This window comes from Nocardia asiatica NBRC 100129, from assembly GCF_000308415.1.
In the GTDB taxonomy this organism is placed as follows: Bacteria; Actinomycetota; Actinomycetes; order Mycobacteriales; family Mycobacteriaceae; genus Nocardia; species Nocardia asiatica.
In genome coordinates, this window is sequence record NZ_BAFS01000216.1 from 21,449 (window position 1) to 38,558 (window position 17,110).

The following is a 17,110-nucleotide window of genomic DNA, read 5'->3' on the forward strand; positions in this document are numbered from 1 at the left end:
ATCCGCCACCGACATCGTCGGAGACAATTGGTCCATAGCTGGTGACCTGTTGAGAGTTGTGGCATAGCATTCTCTCATCGGAAGGACGGGCTGCCCGTCCACTCGTACTCGCGTATCGCCCGTCCACCGCAGACGGCAAGAGGAGATCTACTGTGACATCCACCGACACCAAACCAGCCGATCACGACACGGCTCTGACGTCGGTCAATCCGGCGACAGGCGAGGTGATCGGCACGCACGTCATCGCCGACGACGAGGCGGTGGCCGCCGCGGTCGCCAAGGCCCGCGCGGCGGCCGCCACCTGGGGCGCGCTGAGTTTCGACGAGCGGCGCACGCACCTGCTGCGCTGGTCGAGCAGGTTGACGCAGAACTCGGAGAAGTTCTGCGAGCTGATCCACGCCGAGAACGGCAAGCCGCTCGACGACGCTTTCCTGGAACTGATGCTGGCGCTCGAGCACATCTCCTGGGCGGCCAAGAACGCCAAGAAGGTGCTCGGCCCCAAGCGGGTCTCCCCCGGCGCGCTGATGTCGAACTTCAGCGCCCGGCTCGAGCAGCGCCCGCTCGGCGTCGTCGGCGTGATCGGACCGTGGAACTATCCGGTCTACACGCCGAACGGCTCCATCGCCTACGCGCTGGCCGCGGGTAACACCGTCGTCTTCAAGCCGAGCGAGTACTCCACCGGCATCGGCAATTTCCTCGCCGACGCGTTCGCCGAGGCCAATCCCGAACTGCCCGAGGGCGTCTTCATCACGATCAACGGCTACGGCGACACCGGCGCGGCGCTGGTGCGCTCGGACGTCGACAAGATCGCGTTCACCGGCTCCACCGCCACCGGCAAGCGGATCATGGCCGCCGCCGCGGAGCGGCTGACCCCCGTGCTGCTGGAGTGCGGCGGCAAGGACGCGGTGATCGTCGCCGCCGACGCCGACGTCAAGGCCGCGGCGGACGCCGTCGCCTGGGGCGCCACCGCCAACAGCGGCCAGACCTGCGCGGGCGTGGAGCGGGTCTACGTGGACCGCTCGGTGCGCGAAGAGTTCGTCGCCGAGGTCAAGCGCATCCTCACCGACGTCAAGCCCGGTTCCGACGACAAGGCCTCCTACGGCCCGATGACCATGCCGAGCCAGGTCGACATCGTGCGCCGCCACATCGAGGACGCGCTGAAGAACGGCGGCACCGCGGTGCTCGGCGGACCGGAATCGGTCAAGGCGCCTTTCATCGAACCGGTCGTGCTGGTCGACACCGACGAGAACTCCGAGGCGGTGGCCGAGGAGACCTTCGGCCCGACCATCACCATCCGCACCGTCGACGGCGTGGACGAGGCGGTCGAGCTGGCCAACAACTCCAAGTACGGACTGTCCTCGGCGGTCTACTCGAAGAAGAACGGTCTGGAGATCGCGCGCAGGCTGCGCGTCGGCGCCACCTCGGTGAACTCCGTACTGGCCTTCGCCGCCATCCCCGGCCTGCCCTTCGGCGGCGTCGGCGATTCCGGCATCGGCCGCATCCACGGCGAGCCGGGCCTGCGCGAGTTCGCGCGCCCGCACTCGATCGCGGTGCAGCGGTTCACCGTTCCCGGCATGGCGCTGCTGAGCTACAGCCGCACCGACTCCACGATGAAGCTGCTGCGCAAGCTCGTTCCCTTCCTGCACGGGCGCCACAAGTAAGAACCCACACCGAGACCGGGTGCTCGACGTGCGTCGAGCACCCGGTCCACACACCACAACCCTCACACCACGCGGTGAAATCCGGCCACCACCCACCGCGCGCACCCGACAGCGAGTTCCCACCACTACGCGCCCAGCGCACCCCACCACGTCTTTCGAGCGAAGCGAGACCGAGCATCCGTCGTTCGCGGCCCAGCTCGCGACGAGCGGCCGCCGCGTCCGCGACGAAGTCGCCAGGGGTAGGGGTTGCGAGGCGAGTCCTGAGTGGCTGTGATCCGCAGCGCGCAGGCGCGGTCAGGTGTTGCGGCGGCGGGTTTGGCGTGCACCCGGGTAGCGAGTTCCGCACCTACGCCCCCAGCGCACCGCAACTCCGTCTTTCGAGCGAAGCGAGACAGTGCATTGCCCGTTCGCGGCCCGGCTCGCGTCCGAGCGGCCGCCGCGTCCGCGACCAAGTCGCCAGCGGCGGTCGCTCGGACGCGAGCCACAAGGGGGCCGCGAACACGCCGCGACGAAGTCGCGGCCAATTCAAACACCGTCGCGAACACCCAGCGCCGCAGGCGCTGGCAAATCAAACCGTGTGATGATGGACGAGTGAACTTCTGGCCAGCGCCCCATGTCGAGGTCCCCGTACACGCGACCGTGACCCTGCCCGGATCGAAATCGATCACGAACCGCGCGCTCATCCTGGCCGCCCTGGCCGACGGTCCCTCCACGATCACCGGCGCGCTGCGCAGCCGGGACACGAATCTGATGATCGCGGCGCTGCGCGCGCTCGGCGCGAACATCGAAGGCGCGCGCGACACGCTGACCGTCACTCCGGCGCCGCTGGGCGGTGGCACGGTCGACTGCGGGCTCGCCGGCACCGTGATGCGCTTCCTGCCGCCGGTCGCCGCGCTCGCGTCGGGCGATGTCGCGTTCGACGGTGACGAACAGGCCAGGATCCGCCCGCTGCGCACCATCCTGGACGCGCTGCGCGCGCTCGGCGCGGACGTCGACGGCGACGCGTTGCCGTTCACCGTGCACGGCAAGGGCGCGCTGCGCGGCGGCGCCGTGACGATCGACGCGTCCGGCTCGTCGCAGTTCGTCTCCGGTCTGCTGCTGTCGGCCGCGCGTTTCGACGAGGGCTTGGTGGTGCACCACGACGGCAAGGCGCTGCCCTCGATGCCGCACATCGAGATGACCGTGGAGATGCTGCGCCGCGCCGACGTGCGGGTGCAGGGGCCCGCGGACAGCTTCAAGGAACAGACCTGGACCGTGGAGCACGGGCCGATCCGCGCGGTGGACTGGGAGGTCGAGCCGGACCTGTCCAATGCGACTCCGTTCCTGGCCGCGGCCGCGGTCACCGGCGGCACGGTCAGCATCCCGCACTGGCCACGGCTGACCACCCAGCCGGGTGACGTGATCCGCGAGATCCTCGTGCGCATGGGCGCGGAGGCGCGGATCTTCGACGGCGTGCTCACCGTGCACGGCCCCGACCGGCTCGCGGGCATCGACATCGACCTGCACGACGTGGGCGAGCTGACGCCGACCGTCGCCGCGCTGGCCGCGCTGGCCGACTCGCCGTCGGTGCTGCGCGGCATCTCGCATCTGCGCGGGCACGAGACCGACCGGCTGGCCGCGCTGTCCACCGAGATCAACCGGCTCGGCGGCAAGGTGACCGAGACCGAGGACGGCTTGGAGATCGTGCCCACCGACTTGCACGGCGGGAAGTGGCATTCCTACGCCGACCACCGGATGGCCACCGCGGGAGCGATTCTCGGCCTCCGCGTGCCCGGCATCGAGATCGAGGACATCGGGACCACCGCCAAGACGCTGCCGAACTTCGTCGATCTCTGGGAGCGGATGCTCGAGCCCGCGTTATCCGACGAAGGAGCGGCGCGCTGAGCCGGGGACGACGATCAGCGGCCAGCTACGACGAATCCGACGTCCGGGTACGTCCGGGGCGTAGTTCGCGTCCGCGCACCAAGACTCGCCCGCAGCACGTCGACGCGGAGCCGGCCATGGTGGTCTCGGTCGACCGGGGCCGCTGGGGGTGTGTGCTCGGCGACGATCCGGAGCGCCGGATCGTCGCCATGCGGGCTCGGGAGCTGGGCCGCACCCCGATCGTGGTCGGCGACCAGGTGGAGGTCGTCGGCGACCTGTCCGGACGCCCGGACAGCCTTGCCCGCATCGTGCGGGTCGCCGACCGTCGAACGGTGTTGCGCCGCACCGCCGACGACACCGATCCGTTCGAGCGCATCGTGGTGGCCAACGCGCACCGCCTGTTCATCGTGGTCGCGCTCGCCGACCCACCCCCGCGCACCGGTTTCGTGGAGCGCGCCATGGTCGCCGCGTATGCCGGTGGGCTGCAACCGGTGCTGTGCCTGACGAAGCACGATCTGGTCGCCGAATCCGAATTCGCCGCCGCCTTCGACGATCTCGACCTCACCATCGTCTACGGCGGCATCGACGATCCGCTGGACCCGGTGCTGGGTCTGCTCACCGACCAGCTCGCCGCGCTGATCGGCCACTCCGGCGTGGGCAAGTCCACGCTGGTCAATCGGCTCGTCCCGGACGCGGAGCGGGCCGTGGGCGAGGTTTCCGGCGTGGGCAAGGGCAAGCACACCTCCACCCAGTCGGTCGCGCTGCCGCTTCCGGACGGCGGCTGGGTCATCGACACACCGGGCGTGCGCTCGTTCGGGCTGGCCCATATCACCCCGGACGACGTCATCGCCGCTTTCACCGATCTCGCCGACGCCATCGAGGACTGCCCGCGCGGCTGCACCCATCTCGGCCCGCCCGCCGACCCCGAGTGCGCGCTGGACGAATTGCCCGGCAAGGAACGCCGGGTGGCCGCCATCCGGCGGCTGCTCGTCGCCCTGACCTCCAACGACGCCTGGTAGCCCGGCCCGGCGGAGTCAGTGACCGTCCGGCTGCCCCGGCGCGAACGGCCATTCCTCGAACCACGTGCAGCGGCCCGCGTCGTCGAAGCGCACTATCCACAGGTCGCGCCACCGCGCGGGCGTGTCCCGCGCGTATTCCACCTCGACCCGGACCACCGCGGTGTCCGCGTCCACCGCGACGATGCTCGAGCGCATGGTGAACGGCTCGCCGGGCCCGTCCCGGCCGCTTTCCCAGAAGTCGGCGAGCGCGGCGAGACCGGTCAGCGGCCGCGCCCAGGGGGAGACGAGATACCCGGCATCCGCGGCGAAGAGATCGGCGAGCTGTTCGGTGCCCGCCGACCGCCAAGCTCGCTCGTATCCGGCGACCCATGCCTCGACAGCTGCGCGATCCACGCCAGGAAGATACGCCGGTCTTCCCCCAGCTGCCGGGATTCCGCCAACCGGCCGCGTTTTCCGGAGGAAAGATCTCGTTGCCGGGTGCCTCCTGGGCGATCGCCGGGGCGCGTCGCCGACACCGACACCTGCGCGCTGGGTACTCACCGGAAACCATGGTCGCGCCGGTACTGAAATCCGCTGCCGGACTGAGCTGCCCGATACCTGGGCGCGCCACGGCCCGACACGCCACAATGGTGCCGGACCTCCTCGGCCCGAAACGCCGTGCCAGTCGCCGTGATCTGGGTCATGGTCGACGCGGCCGATCGCCGCCATCCGCACCGGGTTACAGACCATGTTCACCTGGCGCCCCGGCCCCGACCAGAGCCGCAGCGACGCCTGTCGCCGCGCGGCCCCATGGCTCACCAGCGAGCTGGCGGCCAAGTCGGGCAACAACACCGAACGAGGCCCAGGCGCGCAATGGGACCAGCGGGCTCGCGACCGCTCCACCGTGGAAGCGATCGTCCTGGTCATGGGCACCGAACACGATCCCGACACCGCCGACCACATCGACCGGCTCGTGCTCATCACCCAGGCGGTCAAGACGCCGGAAGGAACGATCATCGAGACCACCGACCTCGACGCGCGCGTCTTCGTCCAACGCACCGACCAGGGGTGGCGCATAGCCGCGATCGAATTCGTCTGAGTGACAGCGACCCGCTGAGGCAGCGGCGATACGGAAGCGCGAAGGCGCCCAGGGAAAACCCTGAGCGCCTTCGTGGTTCAGCGGATCAGTGGCGGCGACGGGACTTCGGGCCGCGCCGGCCCTTGGCCTCCGCGCGGGCGGCCTCACGGCGCTCGCGGCGGGTGGGCTGCGGACCGCCGTCCGCGCCGTACTCCTCGGCGTCGCTGTGCACCGCGGCCCGGCCGCCCTCGTCGGGCCCGGAGTAGCTGAAACCGCGCGGGGCGGTGTCATCGATGCCCCGCGCGCGCAGAGCCGCGGGCGCGCCGTGCCCGTTCGCGGCGGGCGCCTCCTCGGTGGGCAACGGACGCGGGGCGGTCATGGCGCCGACCGGCGAACGCAGGCCCGGGCCGACCTCGACGCCTTCCGGCTGCGGCTGCTGCACCTCGACCTGCAGGTTGAACAGGAAGCCGACCGACTCCTCCTTGAGGCCGTCGAGCATCGCGGTGAACATGTCGAAGCCCTCGCGCTGGTACTCCACCAGCGGATCACGCTGCGCCATCGCACGCAGGCCGATGCCCTCCTTGAGGTAGTCCATCTCGTAGAGGTGCTCGCGCCACTTGCGGTCGAGCACCGACAGCAACACCTGGCGTTCCAGATTGCGCATGCTGCCCTCACCCGCGAGACCATCGATCTCGGCCTCACGGCGCTCGTAGGCGTCGTGCGCGTCGTCCAGCAGCGCTTCGAGCAGTTCCTCCCGGGTCAGCTCGCCCGCCTCGCCGACCTCGGTCTCACCGGTCAGGTCGCGGTAGTCCAAGCTCACCGGGTACAGCGTCTTCAGCGCCGTCCACAACTTGTCCAGATCCCAGTCCTCGACGTAGCCCTCGGCGGTGGCGCCGTCCACGTAGGCGGTGATCACGTCGGTGATCATGCCCTGGACCTGGCCCTCCATGTCCTCACCGCGCAGAATCCGGTTGCGCTCGCCGTAGATGACGGTGCGCTGCTGGTTCATCACCTCGTCGTACTTCAGGACGTTCTTGCGGATCTCGAAATTCTGCTGCTCGACCTGGGTCTGCGCGCTCTTGATGGCCTTGGACACCATCTTCGCCTCGATCGGCACGTCGTCGGGCAGGTTCAGCCGCGTCATGATCGCTTCCAGCGCGGCGCCGTTGAACCGCCGCATCAGCTCGTCACCCAGCGACAGGTAGAAGCGGGACTCGCCCGGATCGCCCTGACGACCGGAGCGGCCGCGCAACTGGTTGTCGATACGGCGCGACTCGTGCCGCTCGGTGCCGAGCACGTAGAGGCCGCCCGCATCGCGCACCGCGTCGGCGTCCTCGGCGGTCTGGGCCTTCACCTGGTCCAGCGTGGGCAGCCAGGCGCGCTCGTACTCCTCCGGCGTCTCGACCGGGTCGAGCCCCTGCTTGCGCAACAGGATGTCGGCGATGATGTCCGGGTTGCCGCCGAGCACGATGTCGGTACCGCGACCGGCCATGTTCGTCGCCACGGTCACCGCGCCCGGCCGTCCGGCCTCGGCGATGATCTCCGCTTCCTTCTCGTGGAACTTGGCGTTCAGCACGTTGTGCGGGATGCCGCGCTTGGTGAACTGCTTGGACAGGTACTCCGAGCGCTCGACGCTGGTGGTGCCGATCAGCACCGGCTGGCCCTTCTCGTGCCGCTCGGTGACGTCGTCGACCACGGCGGAGAACTTGGCCTCCTCGGTCTTGTAGATCAGGTCGGACTGGTCGGCACGGACCATCGGCTTGTTGGTCGGGATGGGGACCACGCCCAGGCTGTAGATCTGGTGCAGCTCGGCGGCCTCGGTCTCGGCCGTGCCGGTCATGCCCGAGAGCTTGTCGTAGAGGCGGAAGTAGTTCTGCAGCGTGATCGTGGCCAGGGTCTGGTTCTCCGGCTGGATCTCCACCCCTTCCTTCGCCTCGATCGCCTGGTGCATGCCCTCGTTGTAGCGGCGGCCGACCAGGATGCGGCCGGTGAACTCGTCGACGATGATCACCTCGCCGTCGCGGACGATGTAATCCTTGTCGCGGGTGTAGAGCTCCTTGGCCTTGACGGCGTTGTTCAAGTAGCTCACCAGCGGCGAGTTGGCGGCCTCGTAGAGATTGTCGATGCCGAGCTGGTCCTCGACGAACTCCACACCCGCCTCGTGCACGCCGATCGTGCGCTTCTTGATGTCGACCTCGTAGTGCAGGTCCTTCTTCAGCAGCGGCGCGATGCGGGCGAACTCGGCATACCACTTCGAGGAGGCGTCGGCGGGACCGGAGATGATCAGCGGGGTGCGCGCCTCATCGATCAGGATGGAGTCGACCTCGTCCACGATGGCGAAGTTGTGCCCGCGCTGCACCAAGTCGTCCAGCGAGTGGGTCATGTTGTCGCGCAGATAGTCGAAACCGAACTCGTTGTTCGTGCCATAGGTGATGTCGGCGTTGTAGGCCACCCGCCGCTGGGCAGGACTCATCCCGGACAGGATCACACCCACCTCGAGACCGAGGAAGCGGTGCACGCGGCCCATCCACTCGGCGTCGCGCTTGGCCAGATAGTCGTTCACCGTGACCACGTGCACACCGTCGCCGCTGATCGCGTTCAAGTAGGCGGGCAGCACACAGGTGAGGGTCTTGCCCTCACCGGTCTTCATCTCCGCGATGTTGCCGGTGTGCAGCGCGGCGCCGCCCATGACCTGCACCTTGTAATGCTTCTGGCTGAGCACCCGCCAGGACGCCTCGCGCGCGACCGCGAACGCCTCGGCCATCAGCTGGCCGAGCGGATCGCTCTCGCCCTCCTCGACCATCTCGGCGTAGCGCTCGCGGAACTCGTCGGTCTTGGCCCGCAGCTCCGCGTCGCTGAGATCCTCGTACTCCGGTTCGAGGGCGAGGACCTGGTCGGCGAAGTGCGAGAGCCGCTTCACGATGCGACCCTCACCAATCCGTAGCAACCTCGTCAGTGTCAGCGCAGGCACGGGTCTCGTCAGTCCTCTGGTCGGTGTGTCAAAACGTGTCGTCGGCCCCCGGGCCGGTGCGGGCCCACGCGGTTGCGCGGAATCCGCTGCATGCTTCATGGTAATGCGCTGCCCGATGTACGGGTTTTGCTGGTTGGCTGTGTTGGTTTTTCCAGCGCCTTCGGCGCTGGGTGTTCGCGGCCCCCTCATGGCTCGCGTCCGAGCGACCGCCGCTGGCGACTTCGTCGCGGACGCGGCGGCCGCTCGGACGCGAGCCGGGCCGCGAACGGCACATGCACTGTCTCGCTTCGCTCGAAAGACGGAGTTGCGGTGCGCTGGGCACGTAGGTGCGCAACTCGCTACTCGGGTGCACGCCATACCGACGCCGCAACATCCGACAGCGCCTGCGGGTTGTGGATCACGGCCTTTCAGGACTCGTCTGCCAACGACCGCCCCGGCGGCTTCGTCGCGGACGCGGCGGCCGCTCGGACGCGAGCCGGGCCGCGAACGGCGCATGCACTGTCTCGCTTCGCTCGAAAGACGTGGTTGGGGCGCGCCTGGGGGCGTCGGGTGGTCATTGCGGGATCTGGTGATGCCGATGTCTTCGTGACGGATGGCTTCGACCGTAACCGGAGGTCGCCGAGGTGGCCGAGGGCTTCGTGATCAGGAGCGTGTGCATGCGCGGCGCGGTTCGTGGGTGTGGGCGAGTGATGTCGCAACGGCGGGCTCGCACATGGGATGGCGCAGCCGGGCGTGTTCGCCCAGCTCAGGACGGCCGATATGGGCGCGGTGTCGCTTCGGTGGGTACGCGATGGCCGATGTTTCGGCCGTGCATCCCGCTTGCCGCTGTGATCGAATCGAATCGGTCCAGCTCGAACGCCGAGTCCAGCAGAAATGTCACAACGGCCGGGATTACGGTCGGTGCGGCAGCACAATGAGCGGGGGGACCGCATCGGGAAAAGGAGTACCGGGCAGCGTGATCACGAGACTGACGCCGCAGGACACGGCGTTCTACCGGCTGGAGTCGAGCAGCAATCCGATCCATATCGGCTCTCTCGCGATCGTGCGGAACACCGAACCCGGTGACGGCGCCGGGCAGGCGATCCTGGACTACGACCGGCTGGTCGACCTGGTCGAGAGCAGGCTCCCGCTGGTGCCGAGGTATCGGCGCAAGGTGCGGGAGATTCCGCTGTCGCTCGGGCGGCCGGTCTGGGTGGAGGACAGCCGGTTCGACATCACCTACCACATCCGGCGCTCGGCGCTTCCCGGCCCGGGCACCGACGAGCAACTGCACGACCTGGTCGCCAGGCTCGCCTCCCACCCGTTGGATCCGTCCCGGCCGCTGTGGGAGATGTATCTGATCGAGCGGCTGTCCGAAGGTCGCTGCGCGATCTTCACCAAGACCCACTCCGCGCTGGTGGACGGGGACACCGCGCTCGAGATCGGCCACGTGATCCTCGACACCGGGCCCGCGCCCCGGGTGCTGGCCGACGACGACTGGATCGCCCCGCGCGAACCCGGCGAGATGGAACTGCTGGTCGGCGCCCTGGCCCAGCTCGCGGCGCGGCCGGGCAAAGCGCTGGAAGTGGCCAGGGACGCGAGCGCGACCACGTTCGCGGTGCTCGGAACGGCGGGCAAGGCGGTCGAGTCGGTGGTGGCCGCGATGCGCAGTGCGGCGACCGGCGCGCCCGCCAGCCCCCTGAACACCCGCACCTCACGCAACCGGCGCTTCGATGTGGTGCGCACCGATCTGGCGGACTACCGCACGATCCGCAGCCGTTTCGGCTGCTCGATCAACGACACGATCCTCGCGGTGGTCACCGGCGCCCTGCGCAACTGGCTGCTGTCGCGCGGTGAAGCGCTCACCGAGTCGAGCACGCTGCGGGCGGTGGTGCCGATGTCGGTGTACGTCGAGGCGCCCGGCGGCGAGCAAGCCCGTTCGGCCAGCGAGGTGTCGTCGTTCCTGCTCGACCTGCCGGTCGGTGAGCCGAACCCGGTGATGCGGCTGTCGCACATCGCGCACGCCACCGAATTCAACGGACGACAGCGGCGCGGCGTGCGCGCGCGTACCCTCGTGCATCTGGCCGGATTCGCTCCGGCCAGCCTGCACGCGATGAGTGTGCGCGCGGCGAGTACGTTCGCAGAACACACGTTCAATCTGGTGATCACCAACGCGCCGGGTCCGCAAGCGCCGATGTACATCGGCGGCGCGCGGATGCTGGAGATGTACCCGGTGTCGCCACTGCTGCGCAATCAGGCGTCGAGTATCGGGATCACGTCCTACGACGGACATGTCTTCTACGGGCTCAACGCCGACCGCGACGCGATGGCCGATATCGGCGTGCTCGCCACGGCGGTGCGCGATTCCATGGAGGAGATGCTCGGTGCCTGCGTCTGATCAGAAGAAGCTGCGGGTCTACATCCCGGCTACGGTGCCGATGCTGCGCAAGCTGGTCGACAACCGGGAGTTGGCCCCGGTCGGCGGGACCGCGTTCGCGGTGACGCCCACGCTGCGCGAGGCCTATGCCTCGGGCGACGACGAGGAACTCGGCGAGGTCGCCATGAACGAGGCGGCCCGCGCCTCGCTGCGGCTGCTCGCCGCCGAACGCGAGGCGATCGGCGCCGCGGAGCACTCCGACGACGACGACGCTCCGGTCGCGGGCGGCAGTCCGGTCTACCGGCGCGCGGTGATCGCCGCCGACGTCACCGGCGCGGCATTGCGGCCCGACCTCGACGACGCGGTGGTCCGGCTCGCGGGTCCGGTCACCTATCAGCAGATCGCCTCGGTGCACGTCGACCTGGCCGACGCCGAACCCCAGGTGGCCAAGGCCGTCGACATGGTCGACGCCGCCGACCTGGGCGACGCGGACGCGGAGTTCGTCCTCGGCGACGCCGAAGACCATCAACTGGCCTGGTACGCCGCCCAGGAGCTGCCGTTCCTGCTCGAACTGCTCTGACCCGCGGCGCTGTTCGCGGGCTCGCCCACCGGGACAACCTACGATGCCGTAACCTTGCTGACGTGGCCGCTGTTCGGGGAGACGGCGGCCCGCGCATCCGACGACAGGGAGACCAACGGCAGCGATGGGTTCGAAACTTGGGAGCTTCTCCGTGCGAGGCGTCCGCGCGTGGCTGGAGGCGCCCGCCGCGGGCGTCGCCGAGCGCGGCGGCAAACTGAACGTCCTGCGCGGCGCCGTGGCGCGGGTGACCACGCCGTTGCTGCCCGACGACTACCTCCACCTGGCCAACCCGCTGTGGTCGGCCCGGGAGCTGCGCGGACGCATCGTGGAGGTGCGCAAGGAGACCACCGACTCCGCGACGCTGGTGATCCAGCCGGGGTGGGGCTTCGACTTCAAATATCAGCCCGGGCAGTACATCGGCATCGGCATCCTGGTCGACGGGCGCTGGCACTGGCGCTCGTACTCGCTGACCTGCCCGCCCAACTGGTCGGCGCCCGGCCACGGCGGAAAGCGGCTGATCTCCATCGCCGTGAAAGCCATGCCGGAAGGCTTCCTGTCCAGTCACCTGGTCAGCGGCGTGCCGGTGGGCACCGTCGTCCGCCTCGCCGCGCCGCAGGGCGGGTTCGTGCTGCCGTACCCGCCGCCGCAGAAGGTGCTGTTCCTGACGGCGGGCAGCGGCATCACCCCGGTCATGTCCATGCTGCGCGCGCTGGACCGCCGCGAGTCGTTCACCGACGTGGCGCACCTGCACTCGGCGCGGACCGCCGACGACGTGATGTTCGGCGCGGAACTGCGCGAATTGCGCGAGCGCAACCCGGGCTTCCACACCCACCTGCATCTCACCGCCGAGCGGGGCAAGTTCGCGCTCGCCGACCTGGACACCGCCTTCCCGGACTGGCGCGAACGGCACACCTGGGCCTGCGGACCGGCGGGGATGCTCGACGAGATCGAGAGCCACTGGCGCGACGCGGGCCTGTCGGACCGGCTGAACGTGGAGCGCTTCGAGATCGAGCGCTCCGCGGTGGGCGCGGGCGGCACGGTCACCTTCGGCCGCACCGGCCGTACCGTCGAGGCGGACGGCGCGACCAGCTTGCTCGAGGCCGGTGAATCCGCGGGCGTGCAGATGCCGTTCGGCTGCCGGATGGGCATCTGCCAGACCTGCGTGGTCACCTTGAGTTCCGGCCACGCGCGCGACCTGCGCAACGGCGAGGAGCGCCGGGAAGGCGACAAGGTACAGACCTGCATCTCCGTGGCGGCGGGCGACTGCACCTTGGACGTGTAGTCCGCCAGGTACCCTCGATATGTATCGAGTAGGGAAAGGACCCCGGTGGCCATCACCGACATCAAGACATTCGCCCACCTCACGGCGGCCGATATCGAGACACTGGGGCAGGAACTCGATTCCGTCCGGCGTTCGGTGGAGCTGTCGCGCGGTGAGCGCGACGCGAAGTACATCCGGCGCGCGATCGCAGCGCAACGCGTTCTGGAGGTGGCGGCTCGCGCCGTGCTGTTCGGCAGCCGCAACCGCTGGGCCTGGCTGACCGGCACCGCGCTGCTGTCGGTCGCGAAGATCATCGAGAACATGGAGCTCGGGCACAACGTCAGCCACGGGCAATGGGACTGGATGAACGACCCGGAGATCCACTCCACCTCGTGGGAATGGGACATGACGGGCCCCTCGGCGCAGTGGCGCCGCGCGCACAACTACTCCCATCACACCTACACCAATGTGCTGGGCAAGGACGAGGATCTGGGCTTCGGCATCCTGCGGATGACCCGTGACGAGCCGTGGCGGCCGATCCACCTGGTGCAGCCGTTGGCGAACCTGCTGCTCGCCGCGACCTTCGAGTGGGGCATCGCGCTGCACGACTGGAGCATCGAGAAGGAGCTGTCGGACACCCCGCGCCGGCAGCTGATGTCCGAGCCGAACGTGGCGTTCGGACGCAAGATCCGTCGTCAGGTGGCCAAGGACTTCCTGTTCTATCCCGCGCTCACCGGACCGGCTTTCAAGCAGACGCTCAAGGCGAACGCGACGGCGAACCTGGTGCGCAATCTATGGGCCTACGCGGTGATCTTCTGCGGCCACTTCCCCGACGGCGCGGAGAAGTTCACCATCGAGCAGCTCGAGGACGAGACCAGCGGCGAGTGGTATCTGCGCCAGATGCTCGGCAGCGCGAACTTCAAGGCGGGGCCCGCCATGGCGTTCATGAGCGGCAACCTCTGCTATCAGATCGAGCACCACCTGTTCCCCGACCTGCCGAGCAACCGGTACCCGGAGATCGCGGTGCGGGTGCGTGAGCTGTGCGACAAGTACGACCTGCCCTACACCACCGGGTCGCTGGGCAAGCAGTATCTGCTCGCCTTCCGCACCATCCACAAGCTGGCGCTGCCGGACCGGTTCCTCAAGGCGACCGCCGACAACGCGCCCGAGACTTCGTCGGAACGCAAGTTCGCCGGGATCACGCTGCCGTCGCTAGGTGCCGAGTCGACGCACTGGCTGCGCGTCGATCCGGAGACCGGCAAGCGGCGCGGCCTGCGTTCGGCGCTGCACGAGGCGAAGGTCGTGCTGCAGGAGAAGGCGCGGCAGGAGAAGAAGATGCTGCGCGAGGCCAAGGCGTCTCTGCAAGAGAAGGCCGAGCACGAGCGGCAGGTGCTGCGGGAGGCCAAGCAGGCGCTTCAGGAGCGGGCCCGCCACGAACAGGCGGCGCTGCGCGAAAAAGCCATGCGGGACAAGCGTTTTCGCCTTCGCCGAAGGGTGCGCTAACATACCAGTCGTCATCCGGGATCGCAATAAGGTATTTGACACACCCATACGGCGAACTTCGTAACCTACGGTCTCGTAACTTACGATAAAGTAACCCGTATGGCGATCTCGGATGTCAAGGAATACGCGCACCTCACCGAGGCCGACGTGGAAGCACTCGGCGTGGAATTCGACGCGATCCGGCGGGAAATCGAGGCGTCGCGCGGTGAGCGCGACGCGATGTACATCCGCAATGTCATCAGGTTGCAGCGCGTTCTCGAGATCAGCGGCCGCGCGGTACTGTTCGCCAGCCCGAAGCGCGCCGCGTGGCTGGCCGGCGTCGCCCTGCTCGGTACCGCCAAGATCATCGAGAACATGGAGATCGGGCACAACGTCATGCACGGGCAGTGGGACTGGATGAACGATCCGGAGATCCACTCCAGCTCGTGGGAGTGGGACAACACCGGCGCGGCCAAGCACTGGAAGCACACCCACAACTACCTGCACCACAAGTACACCAACGTGCTCGGCATGGACGACGACATCGGCTACGGCCTCCTGCGGGTGACGCGCGACCAGCGCTGGAAGCCGTTCAACCTGGGCAACCCGGTGTACAACCTGGTGCTGCAGCTGTTCTTCGAGTACGGCGTGGCCATCCAGCACCTGGAACTCGGCAAGCTGGCGGCGGGCCGGTACAAGCCTGGCACCCCCGAGCGGGCCGAATTCGAGCGCAAGCGCACCGAGGCGCTGACCAAGATGGGCAAGCAGGTCCTGAAGGACTACGTGATCTTCCCCGCGCTCACCGGCCCCGCGTTCTTCTCCACGCTCAAGGCCAATCTCGCCGCCAACGCGATCCGCAACGTCTGGTCCAACGCGGTGATCTTCTGCGGGCACTTCCCCGACGGCGCGGAGAAGTTCACCAAGGCCGACATCGACGGCGAGACGAAGGGCCAGTGGTACCTGCGCCAGATGCTTGGCAGCGCCAACATCTCCGGCGGTCCGGTCATACACTTCATGACCGGCAACCTGAGCCACCAGATCGAGCACCACCTGTTCCCCGACCTGCCCAGCAACCGGTACGCCGACATCGCCGTGCGGGTGCGCGAGCTGGCCGACAAGTACGACCTGCCTTACACCACCGGCTCGCTGCCGGTGCAGTACTTCAAGGCGTGGCGCACCATCCTCAAGTTGTCGCTGCCGAACAAGTACCTGCGGGCCACCGCCGACGACGCGCCCGAGACGGCCTCCGAACGCAAGTTCGGCGGCAGCACCACGGCCACCATCGATCCGGTGTCCGGTCGGCGCCGCGGTCTGCGCACCGCGCTCGCCCAGGGCCGTCGGCGGCTCGTCCGGCGCGCCGGTTCCGCCGCTCGCTGAACGTCGCGCGGCTCGGATGCCGGACTGCCGGGTCGGCGCACCCGCCGTGTGCGGACCGATCGCCGGGTTTGATTGACTCGGGCGGTGCATGCTGAGGTTCTGAACGTCTACGAGGCCATTCGGCGGCGCCGGGACGTGCGCGCGGAGTTCACCGGCGAACTCGTGGACGACGCGACACTGTGGCGGTTGCTGGATGCCGCGCACCGGGCGCCCAGCGTGGGGAATTCGCAGCCCTGGGATTTCGTGGTCGTTCGCGACCCGGCGACGCTGCGCAAGTTCGCCGACCATGTGGCGGACAAGCGGGTGGAGTTCCGGGACACGTTGCCGCCCGAGCGCGCCGCGACCTTCGAGCCGATCAAGATCGAGGGCATTCTGGAGAGCGGCACCGGCATCGTGGTCTGCTACGACCACGCTCGTGGCGGACCGCAGGTACTCGGCCGGGCCACGGTGCCCGAAACGGGGATCTATTCCGCGGTTCTCGCCATCCAGAACCTGTGGCTGGCCGCGACCGCCGAAGGCGTCGGCGTCGGCTGGGTGTCGTTCTACGACCCCGGGTTCCTCGCCGACCTGATCGATCTTCCGCCGGAGGTTCGCACGGTCGCCTGGCTCTGCGTCGGGCCGGTGCACGAATTCCAGCGCGTTCCCGATCTCGAGCGCTTCGGCTGGCGCGCCGGAAGACCGCTGACGGACGCGGTGCACCACGAAACCTATCGCGCCTGAACCTCCCGCGCCGGCCGCGCATCGTTACGCAAATGTGTGGATCGTTCATGATTCAATCGGATATCGACTGGGTACGACAAGGGCGAAACTGCTTCCCACGCAGTGCTGTTCACGGTGATGTTCGTCGGTTCCAGGAGGTTCACGTAATGGCCAATGTCGATGCTGTTCGGCTGTCTAGCGAGCTGGGCATCGATCTGGCACAGGCGATGTTGCGCCTGCGCCGGGAAGGCATACCCGGCGAGACCAAGCACCAGACCTGTCTGCGGCTCATCGCGAACGAGGGCCGCAAGCGGCGGGGCGCCACGGGCAAACCCTGAGGCCGCCACAATCTGGCACCGCGCCCGGCGCCGACCGCCCAGGGACTCCTCGTCGGTCGGCGGTACAGCCCACGCTGGGCCTCAAACGCGCTCGAGCACTGCCGAGGCGCCGATCCCGCCCGCGGCGCAGATCCCCAGCAGGGCAGTACTTTTTCCGGTGCGCGCCAGCTCGTTGGCCATGGTGGTCACCATGCGCGCCCCGGTGGCGCCGACGGGTGACCGAGCGAGATCGAGCCGCCGTGCACGTTCAGCCGGTCGATGTCCACCTCCCCGACGGCGGTGTCGCGATCCAGCTCGGCCTTGGCCCACTCGTCGCTGGCGAGCGCGGTGAGCACGGACAAGGTCTGGGCGGCGAAGGCCTCGTGGATGTCGACGAGATCGGCGTCCGCCAACGCCATTCCGGCCTTCTCCAGCGCCCGGGGCATCGAGATGGCGGGCCCGATCAG

13 protein-coding genes and 1 pseudogene are annotated in these 17,110 nt (G+C 68.7%); 11 read left to right on the forward strand and 3 right to left on the reverse strand.

The features are described 5' to 3' along the window. Positions 1-152: 152 nt before the first annotated feature. The 3 genes from ON27_RS21640 to rsgA all read left to right on the forward strand — a co-directional run bounded on the left by ON27_RS21640 (position 153) and on the right by rsgA (position 4,543). Positions 153-1,661 (forward strand): aldehyde dehydrogenase family protein, encoded by a 1,509-nt coding sequence (locus ON27_RS21640; RefSeq protein ID WP_043730725.1) that lies wholly within the window; start codon positions 153-155, stop codon positions 1,659-1,661. A gap of 591 nt (positions 1,662-2,252) precedes the next feature. After that, positions 2,253-3,545: a 3-phosphoshikimate 1-carboxyvinyltransferase gene (gene aroA / locus ON27_RS21645; protein WP_043730727.1), complete on the forward strand. Its 1,293-nt coding sequence runs from the start codon at positions 2,253-2,255 to the stop codon at positions 3,543-3,545. Beyond that, positions 3,494-4,543: a ribosome small subunit-dependent GTPase A gene (rsgA, locus tag ON27_RS21650; RefSeq protein WP_373282775.1), complete on the forward strand. Its 1,050-nt coding sequence runs from the start codon at positions 3,494-3,496 to the stop codon at positions 4,541-4,543. Before aroA ends, rsgA begins: the two co-directional genes overlap by 52 nt. Positions 4,544-4,558: 15 nt before the next feature. Here rsgA and ON27_RS44855 read toward each other — a convergent pair whose 3' ends face one another. Next, positions 4,559-4,936: a YybH family protein gene (locus ON27_RS44855; RefSeq protein ID WP_043730733.1), complete on the reverse strand. Its 378-nt coding sequence runs from the start codon at positions 4,934-4,936 to the stop codon at positions 4,559-4,561. A gap of 334 nt (positions 4,937-5,270) precedes the next feature. Here ON27_RS44855 and ON27_RS40000 point away from each other — a divergent pair, with 334 nt between their 5' ends. Next, positions 5,271-5,621, forward strand: coding sequence for a hypothetical protein (locus ON27_RS40000; protein WP_051046858.1), 351 nt, complete (start codon positions 5,271-5,273; stop codon positions 5,619-5,621). Between the two features lie 85 nt (positions 5,622-5,706). On the opposite strand, the gene secA is transcribed toward ON27_RS40000, so the two are convergent. Next, positions 5,707-8,571, reverse strand: a complete 2,865-nt coding sequence (secA, locus tag ON27_RS21665; protein ID WP_043730736.1) for a preprotein translocase subunit SecA — start codon at positions 8,569-8,571, stop codon at positions 5,707-5,709. A gap of 955 nt (positions 8,572-9,526) precedes the next feature. Here secA and ON27_RS21675 point away from each other — a divergent pair. The 7 genes from ON27_RS21675 (at position 9,527) to ON27_RS43050 (ending at position 16,664) form a co-directional block, all read left to right on the forward strand. Next, entirely contained in the window at positions 9,527-10,948 is a 1,422-nt protein-coding gene (locus ON27_RS21675; RefSeq protein ID WP_043730741.1) for a WS/DGAT/MGAT family O-acyltransferase, read from the forward strand. Between the two features lie 40 nt (positions 10,949-10,988). Further along, the gene (locus tag ON27_RS21680; protein ID WP_174377865.1) at positions 10,989-11,507 is read left to right on the forward strand and encodes a DUF6912 family protein; all 519 of its coding nucleotides are present in this window, start codon (positions 10,989-10,991) and stop codon (positions 11,505-11,507) included. 124 nt (positions 11,508-11,631) lie between these two features. Then, positions 11,632-12,789, forward strand: coding sequence for a ferredoxin reductase (locus ON27_RS21685; protein WP_051046859.1), 1,158 nt, complete (start codon positions 11,632-11,634; stop codon positions 12,787-12,789). A 45-nt stretch (positions 12,790-12,834) separates the two neighbouring features. Beyond that, positions 12,835-14,271, forward strand: a complete 1,437-nt coding sequence (locus ON27_RS21690; RefSeq protein WP_043730748.1) for a fatty acid desaturase — start codon at positions 12,835-12,837, stop codon at positions 14,269-14,271. Positions 14,272-14,370: 99 nt separating this feature from the next. Beyond that, on the forward strand, positions 14,371-15,627 hold the full coding sequence (locus ON27_RS21695; protein ID WP_043730752.1) for a fatty acid desaturase family protein: 1,257 nt from the start codon (positions 14,371-14,373) through the stop codon (positions 15,625-15,627). 99 nt (positions 15,628-15,726) lie between these two features. Next, complete coding sequence (bluB, locus tag ON27_RS21700; protein WP_043730790.1) at positions 15,727-16,347, forward strand: 5,6-dimethylbenzimidazole synthase; 621 nt, start codon at positions 15,727-15,729, stop codon at positions 16,345-16,347. A 146-nt stretch (positions 16,348-16,493) separates the two neighbouring features. Next, positions 16,494-16,664: a hypothetical protein gene (locus ON27_RS43050; protein WP_157227274.1), complete on the forward strand. Its 171-nt coding sequence runs from the start codon at positions 16,494-16,496 to the stop codon at positions 16,662-16,664. A gap of 81 nt (positions 16,665-16,745) precedes the next feature. Here ON27_RS43050 and ON27_RS21705 read toward each other — a convergent pair. Next, positions 16,746-17,110: pseudogene (locus tag ON27_RS21705) on the reverse strand (acetyl-CoA C-acyltransferase); the annotation flags it as partial.